The following is a 15663-nucleotide window of genomic DNA, read 5'->3' as shown; positions in this document are numbered from 1 at the left end:
ATCACTCCTTGGCGCCAGTGGATTGGGCACGTTCAAGCAGGAAGGTGAAATCGGCGAAGCTGGTGCGCGGTGACTGGGTCACGCGGGTGGTCGCGTTGTTGTGACATTCCATGCAACTGGACGAAGCCTGCGGCGTCGTGCCCTGGTTGTAGGTTTCCAGCGTGGCATTGGCCAGGAAGTTCGGCGCTGGCGTGCCGAGTGGGTTGGTTGGCGACGGTATCTGACAGTTATCGGCGGGGTCGGTTGGCCATTGGGTGCTGATCAACTGGTAGTTTGCCCATACAGTGCCCTTGAGCGCGCCCTGCCACTGCACGTTGAGCTGGTGGGTTGCGGCGGTGAGCGGAATTTCCCGCACGATCTGCGAAGGCGTGGCCTTCTTCGACGGGTCCCACGGTTGCGCGGGTGGCTCGTTCACCGGGCGATCGCTGGCCTGGGCGTCGTAGAACAGGTAGGGGCCTTTGCGCTCGTTGAGCGGCGTGGTCTTTTCCGGCACGTTGCGCACGTGCTCGAAGCTCGACCACACCCACTGCGGCGCAGCGTTGGTTTTGTGGACGATGTGCAGGCCGACCAGCCCGACCTTCTGCGCACTGCACGACTCGGGGATTAACGCGCCCTTGTTCGGGTCGGCGTTGCCCGGCGTGTAGACCAACGCGTCGACGGAGTGGAAATCCGCCGGGTTGTCGCTGCCATCGAGCACTTTCCAGGCCGACTTGACCATGATGGCGCCGACCTGCTGGGCCTTTTGCGAACCGCAGGCGAAGGCGATGCGGTTGTCGGCCTTGCTCAGGAACGCTTGCTGGCCTTCCTTGCTGTACAGGCCATTGTTGACGATGTCATCGAACATCGGCTGGTTGACCATGATCGCGTTGCGCGTGTAGGTGCCGTGCTGGTCCACCAGCGGGCCGGTTTTGAACGGCTGGATGAATTCGTCGAGCACACCGGCGACCTTGCCCATCTGCTGCAGCACAGGCAGGTCACCCTTGCCTTGGCAGGCGGCGGGTAGCGGCGCCTTCTGATTCCAGGCGACCGGCTTCTGGCCCTGGGGCAGGAAAATCTCGTAGCTCTCCTTCCATGACTCCCAGACCGTCTGCCCCGGCGCGCCGATCTTCGCCGAGGTGTTGGCGCTGCCGTCGGCGTTGGCGGGCCAGTTCAGCGCGACGAATGTCTGCCACGACAGCACGTCGAAATCGTGCTGCAGGTTGTCCAGGGTGATGGGGGGATTGGCGGTGACGTCGAAGGGTATCGCAGGTGACAGCGCCGGCGGGCTGGCCGCATCGGCCATGGCTAGCGCGCTGGTGAAGCTTGCACCCATGTACGCCAAGCGTTTCAGGGTTATTTTCATTATCGTCTCCTCAGCAGATAAAGCGTCGGGACGACGAGGCGTACTGGCCCTCCATGGGCCGAATGTTCAGCGTTATCCCTGACGCTAGGCTGGAGGCTAGTCGTCGCACCAGACCCCTTAGAAATATCCGACTAGCGGTAGGGATAATACCGAGGACAGCACTGTCCCCGACCTGTTCATCCGCTCAATGACCGGGGGCGACAACGTTCGCCCCGGCCCTTATTGCCGCTGTTACTGGAGGTGCTGTTTGATCGCCTGTGCAGTTTGGTCCATCGCACTTCGGGTACCAGGCACTTCGCCCAGGACGTTGAGTAGGCCGAAGTCGTGAATCATCCCGTTGTAGCGCACGGCGGTTACCGGCACACCAGCGGCATTCAACTTGCGAGCATAGGCTTCACCTTCATCACGCAGCACGTCCATTTCAGCAGTTTGTACCAGTGCCGGCGGTAAACCTTTCAACTGATCAAGGCTGGCACGTAGCGGCGATGCGTGAATGTCGTCACGCTGCTTCGGATCAGTCGTGTAGCTGTCCCAGAACCACTGCATCATGTTGCGTGTCAGGAAGTGCCCTTCGGCGAATTGGTTGTAGGAACTGTTGTTGAAGTTGGCATCAGTCACGGGCCACAGCAGTGCCTGGAAGCGCAGCTTCGGAGTACCGGCTTCCTTTGCCTTGATAGCTACTACCGCAGCCATGTTGCCGCCGACGCTGTTGCCAGCCACCGCCAGGCGGCTGCCGTCGACACCGATCTGCTTGCCATGCTCAGCGACCCAGCGGGTGGCGGCGTACGCCTGGTTGATCGCTGTGGGGAACTTGGCCTCGGGCGATGGCGTGTAATCGACGTAGACCGCTGCCGCACCAGAGCCCACTACCAGGTCGTGAATCAGCCGCTCGTGGGTCGGATAATCGCCCAACACCCAGCCACCACCATGGAAGAACATGAACACCGGCAGGTCACCCTTAGCGCCCTCCGGCCGCACTACCCTGATCTCCAGCGGCTGACCATCGGCCTGGATGGTACGGCGCTCGACCTGAATACCGGACACGTCGACTTTCACGCTTGCCTGGGCGCCGGTCAGCACCGCTCGGGCGTCTTTCGGCGGCAAGGTTTCCAGCGGCTTGCCGCCGCCTGCAGCCAGAGCCTCAAGAAAGCCTTGGGTGGTGTGTTCCACGCCAGGGCTACCAGCGGCGAAGGCACTGTTGACAGCCAGAGCCAGCAGGCCGGCGGTGAGGGTTCGGGACAGTTTCATGGTTTGAGCTCCTAGGGCGTGGGCAGGCGTTCAGTTCTGGTTGCCTGCAGTGTTCGGGCGGATGCTTGCTGCTTGAGGCTAACTTTGCGCGATAATATTTTGCGCGCAAAATATATTCCCGCTATCGTCTCGATTAAGTCAGTGCATCAGCCCCATGGACCGCCGGCCCTGACAGAGGCTCGCCCCCCTTATCGAAAAATTACCGTGTGGTGCTTGACCGGAGAGAACGATCGTTCTACATTGAATCCATGAGCAGACCAACGATAGATCACAGAGCCCAGATCCTGGCCACCGCCGAGAAACTCATCTACGAAAACGGGATTCATGCCACGGGCATGGACCTGTTGGTGAAGACCTCTGGCGTTTCAAGGAAGGGTATCTACAACCACTTCGCCACCAAAGATGATGTCGCAGCTGCGGCCTTGAGCGCCCGCGACGTACGCTGGATGCAATGGTTCAGGACTGAATGCGACAAAGCCGCTACGCCGTACGATCGCATACTGAACATGTTTACTGTTTTGAAGAGCTGGTTCGAGACGGATGGTTTCCGCGGCTGTGCGTTCATTAACACGGCAGGCGAAGTTGGGGATCCTGAAGACCCCATCCGCCAGATCGCAAAGCTGCACAAGCAAAAGCTCTTGGACTATACGCTTGAACTGACTGAGCAATTGAATACCGAGCAACCGTTGGTCTTAGCCAGGCAGTTATTTATTTTGATGGAAGGCGCAATCACCACGGCGCGTGTCATGGGTGATTATCACGCTGCTGATAATGCAAAGGAAGTTGCGCAGATGTTGCTGAGAGCGCTCGCGCCCTAAAGACTGAGCGTCAGAGACACTACTCATAGTTATCATCCAACGAGACTGGGGTCATTACCCTGTCCAATGCCCAAACTCGCCCGCCACGATAGCAACAGGTTTCAACCTTGTAGTTGGCAACACAGCTTTACCCCCGCAATCGAAGATCTAACGGGCCTTGCTTTAGGCCCGTGTTCCACAAGCACGCATGTTCCTGAATGATCCAATTAATCTGGAGGCACCACCATGTCCAATGCCCAAACTCGCCCGCCACTTCCTCCTTTCACTCGCGAAACAGCGATTGAAAAAGTTCGACTGGCTGAAGATGGTTGGAACAGCCGCGATGCCGAGAAAGTTGCGCTCGCCTACACGCTGGATACCCAATGGCGTAACCGTGCTGAGTTTGCTACCAATCGCGAGGAGGCTAAAGGCTTCCTTACCCGCAAGTGGAAAAAAGAGCTGGATTATCGCCTGATCAAAGAGCTCTGGGCCTTTACCGATAACCGCATCGCCGTCCGTTACGCATACGAGTGGCATGATGATTCCGGTAACTGGTTCCGCTCCTACGGCAACGAGAACTGGGAATTTGAAGCTGATGGCCTGATGCACCGTCGTTTCGCTTGCATAAACGACATGCCTATCAAGGAAAGCGAGCGTAAGTTCCACTGGCCACTGGGTCGCCGTCCGGATGACCATCCAGGTCTGACTGAACTCGGCCTGTAAGTCATCCTTAACCTGATCCTTTTCACTAAAAGGATCAGGTTTTTTCGTTTAGCCGCGATTCGTGATCCCTATTACGGCTTTTTTGCGATAGATCTGCGCGCCGTCGGCGGCTAGAAAGCCAATAGGGGGCTTTCTTCACCTGCGCATGGGTCTCACTCATCAAGGTCGCTGGATACTTCTTTCGCCAGCTCAATGAAAACCCGCACCGCCGCGCTCAGGAAAGCGTCTTTGCGCCGCATTAGAACGGCCCGTCGCTGCAAGCGCTCCGGCTCTAGCGTGATGGCCACCAGGTCGTCATGGGCCAACGCAATTCTGGCAGGCAATAAGGTCGAGAGATTCGTCCGGCGAACGATCTCGATCACTGCGCCTAGGGCATTGGCCTCCATCTGCACCTTAGGGCGAATCTCATATTTGCGGCAGTAGCGGTCGATTTGCTCGCGCGTGGCAAACTCTGTGCTGAGCAAGACCAAAGACTCAGCACTCAGGCCGTGCGAGGTAATGGAGCGTTCCTTGGCCAGGCGGTGTCTGCGGCTCGTAACCAAAGCGAGCGTTTCGTTCAGCAAGGGGACGGCTTCGATGTCCGGTGCATGTATTTCATCGAACGCGATCCCTACGTCCAACTCTCCCGCCAGCAGCAGCTCCTCGATACGCTCCTGGGAGATCTCTTTCAGGTTGACGGTGATCTTGGGATACCTGAAGTGAAATGCCTCAATCAGCGGCCCCACCAGATAGGTCGTGAACGTCGGCGTTACGGCAACACGCAATGAGCCACGGCTGAGGTCGCTGACATCATGTATAGCCCTTTTGGCTTCCTGCAATTCCTGATACGCACGGCGCGCATACAGAAGATAGACATCCCCCGCGTCAGTCAAACGCGTTGTGCGGCCTGAGCGGTCAAACAGCTGGGCTCCCAAACTCTCTTCCAACTGCCTTACTTGCTGAGAAAGGGCCGGCTGAGAGACATGCAGCGCCGCTGCAGCCTTGGTGAAACTGAGATGTTCCGCAACGGCCAGGAAGTACTGGATGTGTCGAGCGAGCATGACCATTCCCATAAGAAAATCTGATTCGACTCATAATAAATGAGACTTTTACCTTATGCCATGCACTGCTTAATCTTTGTCTCACACCCAGCGACATTGAGACAGCAACCATGAAAGCGATCATTGACGGATTTCTGAAGTTTCAAAAAAACGCCTTTCCTGAGCGGGTCAAACTGTTCAAGGACCTTGCCAATCAGCAGGCGCCAAAGGCGCTCTTCATCTCCTGCTCTGATAGCCGACTGGTGCCCGAGCTGGTCACCCAACGCGAGCCAGGCGATCTGTTTGTAATCCGCAACGCCGGCAATATCGTGCCGTCGTATGGGCCAGAGCCAGGTGGCGTTTCGGCTTCTGTCGAATATGCGGTCGCAGGACTTAACGTTGCAGACATCGTGATCTGCGGCCACTCCGACTGTGGCGCGATGACCGCCATTGCCACCTGCAAGTGCCTGGATCACATGCCCGCCGTGGCCGGTTGGTTGCGGTACGCCGACTCGGCCAAGGTCGTTAATGAGGCCCGTCAGCACGCTGATGGCCCAAGCAAAGTTGCTTCCATGGTGCGCGAAAACGTGGTCGCGCAGTTGGCCAACATCCAGACCCACCCATCCGTCCGCCTGGCTCTCGAAGAAGGCCGTGTGACCCTGCATGGCTGGGTCTATGACATCGAGACCGGACGTATCGACGCCTTTGATGGCAGTACCGGCACCTTCGTGTCTCTCGCGGAAAACCCAGAAGTCCACGCCGTTTCCCAGCAAGCCAGGCACGTCGCCTGAAACCTGCACCTGCACCTTTATTTACCCAGGAGATTCACCATGATCCAGACTCAAGCCACCCGCACCGCTCGCCAGGAACTGACCGAAGTTATCATTTTGGCCAAGGCTCGCAAGGACCTTTCCTTTGCGCAAATCGTTGACGGTACCGGCCTGTCCGAGGCCTTTGTCACCGCTGCCCTGCTTGGCCAACATCCGCTGCCAGAAAGCGCCGCGAAGGTCGTGGGCGAGAAGCTCGACCTCGACGCTGATCAAGTGGCGCTGTTGCAATCGATGCCGATCCGCGGCAGCTTCTTCGATGGCGTGCCGAGCGACCCTACCATCTACCGCTTCTACGAAATGATGTCGGTGTATGGAACCACTCTCAAAGCCCTGGTTCACGAGAAGTTCGGTGACGGCATCATCAGTGCCATCAACTTCAAGCTGGACATCAAGAAGGTCGAAGATCCGGACGGTGGCCACCGTGCTGTGATCACCCTGGACGGCAAGTACCTGCCTACCAAGCCCTTCTGATGTAGCTCAGCCCGGCGCCTTACGGCGCCGGGCCACCCCCAACATTTATGACGGACGAGCGCCGATTGGGTGCTCAGGCCTTCTTGCGCCCTCAGTACAGGTGATTACCATGAAACTGTTACTCGTTTTGTTCCTAGGCTGCCTTGGGTCTGTTGCGATGGCCGATGATCAGGGTATTCAGACTGCACAGATTACGGTCGAACCCTATCGCTACGCTCAGAACCTCGATATCGCGCACGTTGTGGCTGTTACGCCGGTAGCCAATGTTTGCGATGTTGTGCCGATGCAGCTGACTTATGACGACTCCAATGGCGAGCGCCATATCATGGAGTACCGCGTGGTGGGGAATGGCTGTTCTAACAACTGATGGGCGCTTTCGCTTCAGGCTTTGAAAAAGCCCAGAAACGCAAAAGCCCCGAATAATCGGGGCTTTGCTGAAAATATGGCGGAAGCGTAGAGATTCGAACTCTAGGATAGTTGCCCATCGACGGTTTTCAAGACCGTTGCCTTAAACCACTCGGCCACGCTTCCAGCTCGTTTTGCGGCCGCCATAATACCGTAATGAAACACGCTGTCAAACTCTCTGTGTCACGGGTTGCGGAGCCTCTGTTAGACTGCTTGCATCTGAACGTTCAAAACCACGGATCCATAAGGAGTGTCGCCATGCGCGAACAGGATTATGCCGTACACCACGGCCAGCAAGCCGAGCAGCAGGAGGTCAGCAAGGTCCTGCGCAATACGTACAGCCTGCTGGCACTCACCCTCGCCTTCAGCGGTGTCATGGCCTTCGTCGCCCAGCAGATGCGTGTCGGTTACCCGAACGTGTTCGTCGTGCTGATCGGCTTCTACGGCCTGTTCTTCCTGACCAACAAACTGCGTGATTCGGTCTGGGGCCTGGTGTCTACCTTTGCCCTCACCGGTTTCATGGGCTTCATCCTCGGCCCGATCCTCAACCGTTACCTGGGCATGGCCGGTGGCGCTGAAGTGGTCAGCTCGGCGTTTGCCATGACCGCCCTGGTATTTGGTGGCCTGTCGGCCTATGTGCTGATTACCCGCAAGGACATGAGCTTCCTCAGCGGCTTCATCACCGCTGGTTTCTTTGTCCTGCTGGGTGCGGTGGTCGCGAGCTTCTTCTTCCAGATCAGCGGCCTGCAACTGGCGATCAGCGCTGGCTTCGTGCTGTTCTCGTCGGTCTGCATTCTGTTCCAGACCAGTGCGATCATTCATGGCGGTGAGCGCAACTACATCATGGCGACTATCAGCCTGTATGTTTCGATCTATAACCTGTTCATCAGCTTGCTGCAGCTGTTTGGCATCATGGGTCGTGATGACTGATTGATTGCTGCTTGAGAAAGCCCGCTTCGGCGGGCTTTTCTTTGCGTGGTGGAAATGGGGTGGGGTTGTGGAGTGCTCGCCTTGAGGGGTTTAGCGCCTGGGAGATCGAGCGCCGCCTAAATACCCCAGTCAGGCACCTGTCAGCCTACCCCCCGATCACTGACTTAAAAGTCAGAAAAACAGGCAAATGGTCGCCGATCATGTCGCCATCGTACCTTCCCCTACCGTAATCGCACTTCAGCCCGTAGAATGCGCTCCTTTTTTCTTCCGGGGCAGCTTCACCGATGAGCTCACACGAACACAGCCCAGGCGCGGCGGCGCCTGCCAACGAACTGGTACTTGGCCTCGAGGACAAGCCACGGCTGTTGATCGGCCTGCTGGCAGCCCTGCAGCACCTGCTGGCGATCATCGTACCCATCGTTACCCCTGGCCTGCTGATCTGCCAGGCGCTGGGCGTTTCGGCTCGCGATACCAACCTCATCGTCTCCATGTCGCTGGTGATTTCCGGTATCGCCACCTTCGTCCAGTGCAAGCGCTTCGGCCCGTTCGGTGCCGGGCTGCTGATCGTACAGGGCACCAGCTTCAACTTCGTCGGGCCGCTGATTGCCGGTGGCGCATTGATGGTCAAGCAAGGCACGCCGGTGGAAAGCGTGATGGCGGCGATCTTCGGCGTGGTGATTGCCGGCTCGTTCGTCGAGATGGGCGTGTCGCGCATCCTGCCATTCGTCAAACGCCTGATCACTCCGCTGGTGACCGGTATCGTCGTATTGATGATCGGCCTGACCCTGATCAAGGTCGGCCTGATCAGCATGGGTGGCGGCTTCGGCGCCATGGCCAATGGTACCTTCGCCAACGGCGAAAACCTGCTGCTGTCGGGCGCTGTGCTGGCGGTGATCGTGATCCTCAACCGCATCCCGGTGGTATGGATGCGCAGCTGCGCCATCGTCATCGCCTTGGCTGTCGGCTATGCCCTGGCCGGTTACCTGGGCCGCCTGGACTTCACCGGCATGCATGAAGCCGCGCTGTTCCAAGTGCCGACACCGCTGCATTTCGGCCTGGGCTTCTCCTGGGCACTGTTCATTCCGATGCTGGTGATCTACCTGGTGACTTCGCTGGAAGCCATCGGTGACGTCACCGCCACCAGCAAGGTCTCGCGCCAACCGGTCGAGGGGCCGCTGTGGATGTCGCGCATCAAGGGCGGCGTGCTGGTCAACGGTGCCAACTCGCTGCTGGCCGGCCTGTTCAACACCTTCCCCAGTTCGATCTTCGCCCAGAACAACGGCGTGATTCAGCTGACCGGTATTGCCAGCCGCCATATCGGTATCTGGATTGCCGCGATGCTGGTGGTGCTGGGGCTGTTCCCGAGCGTGGCCGGTGTGATTCAGGCAGTGCCTGAGCCGGTGCTGGGTGGCGCGGCGATGGTCATGTTCGGTGCGGTTGCCGCGTCGGGTATCAATATTCTCGCCAGTACTCGCCTGGACCGCCGCGCCCTGCTGATTATCGCCGTGTCGCTGGCGCTGGGCCTGGGCGTGGCACAGGTGCCGGAGTTCCTCGCGCATATGCCGGCGGCGATCCGCAATGTGCTGGAATCGGGTGTGGCCACCGGTGGCATCTGCGCCCTGGTGCTGAACTGGTTCCTGCCGGAGAGCAAGGAAAACGCCTGACCCGCGCCTGCCCTGCCAACAAAGCCCGCGCCCACTTGCGCGGGCTTTTTGCTTTATCATGGCGGCATTCCTTTGCACGAGTTATCCATGAAATTCGCTATCGCGGTTTTTTCCCCGGCCCATGCGCCCTCCTCGCGCCGCGCCTTGCGCTTCGCCGAGGCGGTGCTGGCTGGCGGGCATGAGATTGCCCGGCTGTTCTTCTATCAGGACGGGGTGCACAGCGCCTCGGCCAACGTGGTCGCGCCCCAGGATGAACAGGACATCGCCGCCCAGTGGCGGGCCTTTATCGACATCAACCGGCTCGACGCGGTGGTGTGTATCGCTGCCGCGCTGCGCCGTGGCGTGCTCGATGAAGCCGAAGCCAGCCGCTACCAACGCCCGGCGGTGAACCTGCCCAAGCCGTGGGAGTTGTCTGGCCTCGGTCAGCTGCACGAAGCCGCACAAACTGCCGACCGCCTGGTCTGCTTCGGAGGCGACTGAAATGGCCAAATCCATGTTGATCATCAGCCGCCAGGCACCGTGGAACGGCCCATCCGCCCGCGAAGCCCTGGATATCGCCTTGGCCGGCGGTGCCTTCGACCTGCCATTGGCCATGCTGTTCCTCGATGACGGCGTGTTCCAGCTGGCGCCCGGCCAGCAACCTGCCGCGGTGGAGCAAAAGAACCTCGCCGCCAACCTGCAGGCGCTGCCGATGTTTGGCGTCGAAGAGCTGTTTGCCTGCCAGCACAGCCTGGCGCGCCGTGGCCTGGCCGCCGATGGCCTGGAGCTGCCGGTGGAGGTGCTGGACAACGCAGCCCTGCAAGCCCTGATTGCCCGTTTCGACCAAGTGGTGACGCTCTGATGCCAACCCTGCACGTGTTATCCCACTCCCCGTTCGGCGACGAGCGCCTGGACAGCTGCCTGCGCCTGCTGGGCGCCGACGACGGCGTGCTGCTGTGCGGCGATGCGGTCTATGCCCTGCGCGACGGCAGTGACTGCCAGCACCAGCTGCAGGCTGCCAACCTGGCGCAGCGCCTGTTCGCCCTCGACGAAGACCTGCAGGCCCGGGGCATCAGCAGCGCGCTGGCCAAGGCCGTGGACTACCAGGCCTTCGTCGAGCTGTCACTGCACTACGACAAGGTCAACAGCTGGCTATGAGTACGCTGAACGTCGGCGATCGCGCCATCGCCCTGGACAAGGACGGTTTCCTGGTCGACCTGCAAGACTGGTCGCACCCCGTCGCCGAGGCCCTGGCCGAGCGCGAAAGCATCGCCCTGACCGCCGACCACTGGGAAATCCTCGAACTGCTGCGCCAGTTCTACGACGAATACCAGCTGTCGCCGGCCACCCGCCCGCTGATCAAGTACACCGCGCTCAAGCTGGGCACGGAAAAGGGCAACAGCCCGCACCTCAACCGCCTGTTCAACGGCACTCCCGCCAAACTCGCCGCCAAGCTGGCGGGCCTGCCCAAGCCGACCAATTGCATATGACCGACGCCCGCCCGCTGACCCTGGAAACCCCGGCCGAACACCCGTTCGCCGAATTCGTGCGCATCCTTGGCAAAGGCAAACGCGGCGCTCGCGGCCTGACCCGCGAGGAAGCCCGTGCCGCCATGACCCTGCTGCTCGAAGGCAAGGTCGAAGACACCCAGTTGGGTGCCTTCCTGATGCTGCTGCGGCACAAGGAAGAAAGCGCCGAGGAGCTCGCCGGCTTCACCGAAGCCCTGCGTGCGCACCTGCAGGCGCCGCGCATCGCCGTGGATATCGACTGGCCGACCTATGCCGGCAAGAAGCGCCACCTGCCCTGGTATCTGCTGAGCGCCAAGTGCCTGGCCGCCAATGGCGTGCGTATCCTCATGCACGGTGGCGGCGCGCATACGGCTGGGCGCATGTACACCGAACAGCTGCTGGCGCTGCTGGACATCCCGCTGTGCCGCGACTGGGCAGCGGTCAGCCAAGCCCTCGACCAACAGCGCCTGGCCTTCGCCCCGCTACACGACTGGGCCCCGCAACTGCAGCGGATGATCGACCTGCGCAACACGCTGGGGCTGCGCTCGCCCATCCACTCCCTGGCGCGGGTGCTGAATCCGCTGGGCGCACGCTGCGGCCTGCAGAGCATCTTCCACCCCGGCTACCAGGCCGTACACCGTGAAGCCAGCCGCCTGCTCGGCGACCATGCCGTGGTGATCAAGGGCGATGGCGGCGAGATCGAGGTCAACCCGGATGTCATCAGCCACCTGTACGGCACCCGTGCAGGCGAAGCCTGGGACGAGGAATGGCCGGCGCTGAGCGAACGCCGCCATGTGAAACCACCAAGCTTGCAACCCGAGCAGCTACTGGCAGTCTGGCGCGGCGAGGCCGAGGACAGCTACGGCGAAATGGCCGTGGTAGCGACCATGGCCCTGGCGCTGCGTGGGCTGGGCCAGGATCGCGAACAGGCCTTTGCCACCGCTCGTGATTACTGGGCCGCACGAAACAAATCGAATAACTAGATAGTATAAGGGCGGTTTTTGCGCTAGTTATTCGAACGATTTGCCCTAGACTGGGCTCCAACGACAAACAACTTTGTTTCCGAGGAGCTCAGCATGGGCCTTTTGATCGACGGCCGCTGGCACGACCAGTGGTATGAAAACGGCAAGGACGGCACCTTCAAACGCGAAAACGCCCAGCGCCGCAATCAGCTGCCCGCCCCGGAAGCCGGCCGCTACCACCTGTACGTTTCGCTGGCCTGCCCATGGGCCCACCGCACTCTGATCGTCCGCGCCCTCAAAGGCCTGGAGCCACTGATCGACGTGTCGGTGGTCAGCTGGCTGATGCAGGACCATGGCTGGACCTTCGACCAGCAGCAAGGCTCCACTGGCGACCACCTCGACGCCCTGCAGTACCTGCACCAGCGCTACACCCAGGACGACCCGCACTACACCGGCCGCGTGACCGTGCCCGTGCTGTGGGACAAGAAAGAGAAGCGCATCGTCAACAACGAGTCGTCGGAGATCATCCGCATCTTCAACAGCGCGTTCAACGAGCTGACCGGCAACACCCTGGACCTGTACCCCGAGCCGCTGCGCCCGACCATCGAAGCGCTGAACGAACGCATCTACCCGGCGGTGAACAACGGCGTGTACCGCGCAGGCTTCGCCACCACCCAGGACGCCTACGAGGCTGCCTTCGATGAGGTGTTCAACGAACTGGGTCATCTGGAAGCGTTGCTGGGCCGCAATCGCTACCTGGCCGGCGAGTACCTGACCGAGGCCGATGTGCGCCTGTTCACCACCCTGGTGCGCTTCGATGCGGTGTACCACGGGCACTTCAAGTGCAACCTGCGCCGCCTGAGCGACTACCACAACCTGTCCAACTGGCTGCGCGAGCTGTACCAGTGGCCGGGCGTGGCCGGGACTGTGGATATGGAGCACATCCAGAAGCATTACTACATGAGCCACAAGACCATCAACCCGAACGGCATCGTGCCCAAGGGGCCGCTGCAGGACTTCAACCAGCCCCATGACCGGGAGCGGTTGGCGGGCAAAGGGATCTATCAGGCTTGAGATAGCCGGGGCTGCTTCGCAGCCCCAACGATTTCAGCTGTTTTGCGAGCCTTCGAACCAGGCCAGCTTGTCGCGCAACTGCACCACTTCCCCGACAATCACCAGGGTCGGCGCATGCACCTCATGCTGGGCCACCAGCTCCGGCAGATCCGCCAGGGTGCCGGTAAACACCCGCTGATTGCGCGTGGTCCCCTGCTGCACCAGGGCAGCTGGCGTACTGGCCGCCCGCCCATGGCGAATCAGCTCGGCACAGATGGTCGGCAACCCCACCAGGCCCATGTAGAACACCAGGGTCTGGGCCGGCGCCACCAGGTCATGCCAAGGCAGGTTGCTGGTGCCATCCTTGAGGTGGCCGGTGACGAAACGTACCGACTGGGCATAGTCGCGGTGAGTCAGCGGAATGCCGCCATAGGCGGAGCAACCACTGGCTGCGGTAATGCCCGGCACCACCTGGAACGGGATCCCCTGCTCGGCCAGCTCCTCGATCTCTTCGCCACCCCGGCCGAAGATGAACGGGTCGCCGCCTTTGAGGCGCAACACCCGCTTGCCCTGCAGGGCGAGGTCAACCAGCAGGCGGTTGATCTGGTCCTGCGGCACGGCATGGTCGGCGCGGCGCTTGCCAACGTAGATGCGCTCGGCATCACGCCGACACATCTCGATGATGGCCGGTGCCACCAAGCGGTCATAAAGCACCACGTCGGCCTGCTGCATCAGGCGCAAGGCACGGAAGGTCAGCAAGTCCGGATCGCCCGGCCCCGCCCCCACCAGATACACCTCACCGCCCTGCTGCACCGGCGCACCGTCTACCATTGCCTGCAACAGGCGTTCGGCCTCGGCGCCCTGCCCGGCCAGCTGGCGCTCGGCAATCGGGCCCTGGAACACGGTTTCCCAGAAGCCACGGCGCTGATTGACATCCGGGTACAAGGACTTGACCTTGTGCCGGAACCGCGCAGCCAGCCCGGCCAGCTCACCATAAGCCGACGGAATCCAGGCCTCCAGCTTGGCGCGAATCAAACGCGCCAGCACCGGGGCGTCACCGCCACTGGACACCGCGATCACCAACGGTGAGCGGTCGACGATGGCCGGGAAGATCACCGTGCACAGGGCCGGCGCATCCACCACGTTGACCGGCAGGCTCAGCGCCTGCGCATCGGCCGACACCTGGGCGTTGAGCCCAGGGTCGTCGGTGGCCGCGATCACCAGCCGGCAGCCGACCAGGTCGGCCGCCTGATAGCCACGCACCAGCACCTCACCGCCACCTTCCCGGGCCAGCGCGGCCAGTTGGCCGTCGACGTCCGGCGCCACCACGCGCAGCGCGGCGCCGGCATCAGCCAGCAGGCGCGCCTTGCGCAAGGCGATCTCACCGCCGCCGACGACCAGCACCCGGCCGCCCTGCAGCTTGTGGAACAGCGGCAGGTAATCCATTTAGCGGATGACCTCGACGCCGCCCATGTACGGCTTCAGCACGTCCGGTACACGGATCGAACCGTCGGCCTGCTGGTAGTTCTCCAGCACGGCCACCAAGGTGCGGCCTACGGCCAGCCCGGAACCGTTGAGGGTGTGCACCAGCTCGGGCTTGCCGGTTTCCGGGTTGCGCCAGCGGGCCTGCATGCGGCGGGCCTGGAAGTCGCCGCAGTTGGAGCAGGAGCTGATTTCGCGGTACTTGTCCTGGCTCGGTACCCACACTTCCAGGTCGTAGGTCTTGACGGCGCCGAAGCCCATGTCGCCGGTGCACAGGGCCAGTACGCGGTAGGGCAGTTCCAGCAGTTGCAGCACGCGCTCGGCGTTGGCGGTCAGGCCTTCCAGGGCTTCCATCGACTTCGACGGCTCGACCACCTGGACCATCTCGACCTTGTCGAACTGGTGCTGGCGGATCATGCCACGGGTGTCACGGCCCGACGCACCGGCTTCACTGCGGAAGCACGGGGTGTGCGCAACCAGTTTCAACGGCAGCTGCTTGGCGTCGAGGATCTGGTCGGCGACCAGGTTGGTCAGCGAAACTTCGGCCGTCGGGATCAGGTAGAAGTCGGCTTCGCCTTCGCGGGTGATCTTGAACAGATCTTCCTCGAACTTCGGCAGTTGGCCGGTACCCTGCAAGGCCGGGGCCTGCACCAGGTACGGGGTGTAGTGTTCCTCGTAGCCGTGCTCGCCGGTATGCAGGTTGATCATGAATTGCGCCAGGGCGCGGTGCAGGCGGGCGATCGGCCCGCGCAGCACGGCAAAGCGCGCGCCAGACAACTTGGCCGCAGCTTCGAAGTCCAGGCCACCGCTGACTTCGCCCAAGGCGACGTGGTCCTTGATTTCGAAATCGAAAGCGGTCGGCGTGCCCCAGCGGCGCACTTCGACGTTGTCGTCTTCGCTGGCGCCGACCGGAACGCTGGCGTCCGGCAGGTTGGGGATGGTCAGCAGGATACCGTCCAGTTCAGCCTGGATACCGTCCAGCTCGACCTTGCCGGCAGCCAGTTCATTGGCCATGCGCTCGACGTCAGCCATCAGCGGGGCAATGTCCTCGCCCTTGGCCTTGGCCTGGCCGATCGACTTGGAACGGGCGTTACGCTCGGCTTGCAGCTGCTCGGTGCGGGTCTGCACCGCCTTGCGGCGCTCTTCCAGTGATTCGATGCGCGCGACATCCAGGCTGAAGCCACGGGAGGCCAGGCGATCCGCCACTTCCTGAAGTTGGCCGCGTAACAGTTTGGAATCGAGCATATCGT

Annotated in this window: 18 protein-coding genes and 1 tRNA gene; 13 read left to right on the top strand and 6 right to left on the bottom strand. The window is 61.3% G+C overall.

The features are described from left to right. Window position 1: 1 nt before the first annotated feature. Both ABE528_RS18165 and ABE528_RS18160 read right to left on the bottom strand, forming a co-directional pair. Entirely contained in the window at window positions 2-1342 is a 1341-nt protein-coding gene (locus ABE528_RS18165) for a cytochrome C (protein WP_346653691.1), read from the bottom strand. A 231-nt stretch (window positions 1343-1573) separates the two neighbouring features. Continuing rightward, entirely contained in the window at window positions 1574-2590 is a 1017-nt protein-coding gene (locus tag ABE528_RS18160; protein ID WP_346653690.1) for an alpha/beta hydrolase, read from the bottom strand. 248 nt (window positions 2591-2838) lie between these two features. Here ABE528_RS18160 and ABE528_RS18155 point away from each other — a divergent pair, with 248 nt between their 5' ends. Continuing rightward, window positions 2839-3408, top strand: a complete 570-nt coding sequence (locus tag ABE528_RS18155) for a TetR family transcriptional regulator (protein ID WP_152956007.1) — start codon at window positions 2839-2841, stop codon at window positions 3406-3408. 225 nt (window positions 3409-3633) lie between these two features. Beyond that, window positions 3634-4110, top strand: coding sequence for a nuclear transport factor 2 family protein (locus ABE528_RS18150; RefSeq protein WP_152956006.1), 477 nt, complete (start codon window positions 3634-3636; stop codon window positions 4108-4110). Window positions 4111-4262: 152 nt separating this feature from the next. On the opposite strand, the gene cynR is transcribed toward ABE528_RS18150, so the two are convergent. Then, entirely contained in the window at window positions 4263-5150 is an 888-nt protein-coding gene (gene cynR, locus ABE528_RS18145; RefSeq protein ID WP_152956005.1) for a transcriptional regulator CynR, read from the bottom strand. Window positions 5151-5260: 110 nt separating this feature from the next. On the opposite strand from cynR, the gene ABE528_RS18140 reads away from it, so the two are divergent. From ABE528_RS18140 to ABE528_RS18130, 3 genes are all read left to right on the top strand, one after another. Next, window positions 5261-5920, top strand: a complete 660-nt coding sequence (locus ABE528_RS18140) for a carbonic anhydrase (RefSeq protein ID WP_152956004.1) — start codon at window positions 5261-5263, stop codon at window positions 5918-5920. A gap of 39 nt (window positions 5921-5959) precedes the next feature. Further along, a complete protein-coding gene (cynS, locus tag ABE528_RS18135; protein WP_085622528.1) occupies window positions 5960-6430 on the top strand; it encodes a cyanase in 471 nt (156 codons plus the stop codon). A 109-nt stretch (window positions 6431-6539) separates the two neighbouring features. Beyond that, window positions 6540-6797 carry a DUF2790 domain-containing protein gene (locus ABE528_RS18130; protein ID WP_346653689.1) on the top strand — a complete coding sequence of 86 codons (258 nt, stop codon included), beginning with the start codon at window positions 6540-6542 and terminating at the stop codon, window positions 6795-6797. Window positions 6798-6873: 76 nt separating this feature from the next. Here the strand turns inward: ABE528_RS18130 and ABE528_RS18125 are convergent. Beyond that, window positions 6874-6961, bottom strand: a tRNA-Ser gene (locus ABE528_RS18125). Between the two features lie 132 nt (window positions 6962-7093). Between ABE528_RS18125 and ABE528_RS18120 the strand changes: the two genes are divergently transcribed. From ABE528_RS18120 to ABE528_RS18085, 8 genes are all read left to right on the top strand, one after another. Beyond that, window positions 7094-7765, top strand: coding sequence for a Bax inhibitor-1/YccA family protein (locus tag ABE528_RS18120; RefSeq protein ID WP_060511118.1), 672 nt, complete (start codon window positions 7094-7096; stop codon window positions 7763-7765). A 284-nt stretch (window positions 7766-8049) separates the two neighbouring features. Further along, on the top strand, window positions 8050-9429 hold the full coding sequence (locus ABE528_RS18115) for a uracil-xanthine permease family protein (protein ID WP_152956001.1): 1380 nt from the start codon (window positions 8050-8052) through the stop codon (window positions 9427-9429). A gap of 87 nt (window positions 9430-9516) precedes the next feature. Continuing rightward, a complete protein-coding gene (gene tusD, locus ABE528_RS18110) occupies window positions 9517-9909 on the top strand; it encodes a sulfurtransferase complex subunit TusD (protein ID WP_079227317.1) in 393 nt (130 codons plus the stop codon). Window position 9910: 1 nt separating this feature from the next. Further along, window positions 9911-10270: a sulfurtransferase complex subunit TusC gene (gene tusC, locus ABE528_RS18105; RefSeq protein WP_152956000.1), complete on the top strand. Its 360-nt coding sequence runs from the start codon at window positions 9911-9913 to the stop codon at window positions 10268-10270. After that, on the top strand, window positions 10270-10566 hold the full coding sequence (gene tusB / locus ABE528_RS18100; protein WP_346653688.1) for a sulfurtransferase complex subunit TusB: 297 nt from the start codon (window positions 10270-10272) through the stop codon (window positions 10564-10566). Before tusC ends, tusB begins: the two co-directional genes overlap by 1 nt. Then, window positions 10563-10898, top strand: coding sequence for a TusE/DsrC/DsvC family sulfur relay protein (locus ABE528_RS18095; RefSeq protein WP_085674362.1), 336 nt, complete (start codon window positions 10563-10565; stop codon window positions 10896-10898). The genes tusB and ABE528_RS18095 overlap by 4 nt, the downstream gene beginning before the upstream one ends. Beyond that, on the top strand, window positions 10895-11899 hold the full coding sequence (locus tag ABE528_RS18090) for a glycosyl transferase family protein (protein WP_346653687.1): 1005 nt from the start codon (window positions 10895-10897) through the stop codon (window positions 11897-11899). The genes ABE528_RS18095 and ABE528_RS18090 overlap by 4 nt, the downstream gene beginning before the upstream one ends. A 93-nt stretch (window positions 11900-11992) precedes the next feature. Next, on the top strand, window positions 11993-12952 hold the full coding sequence (locus tag ABE528_RS18085) for a glutathione S-transferase family protein (protein ID WP_346653686.1): 960 nt from the start codon (window positions 11993-11995) through the stop codon (window positions 12950-12952). 33 nt (window positions 12953-12985) lie between these two features. Here the strand turns inward: ABE528_RS18085 and cysG are convergent, their stop codons facing one another. Both cysG and serS read right to left on the bottom strand, forming a co-directional pair. After that, entirely contained in the window at window positions 12986-14377 is a 1392-nt protein-coding gene (cysG, locus tag ABE528_RS18080) for a siroheme synthase CysG (RefSeq protein ID WP_346653685.1), read from the bottom strand. Beyond that, complete coding sequence (serS, locus tag ABE528_RS18075; RefSeq protein ID WP_152955994.1) at window positions 14378-15658, bottom strand: serine--tRNA ligase; 1281 nt, start codon at window positions 15656-15658, stop codon at window positions 14378-14380. Window positions 15659-15663 lie beyond the last annotated feature (5 nt).

The sequence above is a fragment of the Pseudomonas sp. TWI628 genome (assembly GCF_039673865.1).
Taxonomy (GTDB): domain Bacteria; phylum Pseudomonadota; class Gammaproteobacteria; order Pseudomonadales; family Pseudomonadaceae; genus Aquipseudomonas.
This window is presented reverse-complemented; position numbering and strand designations above follow the sequence as displayed.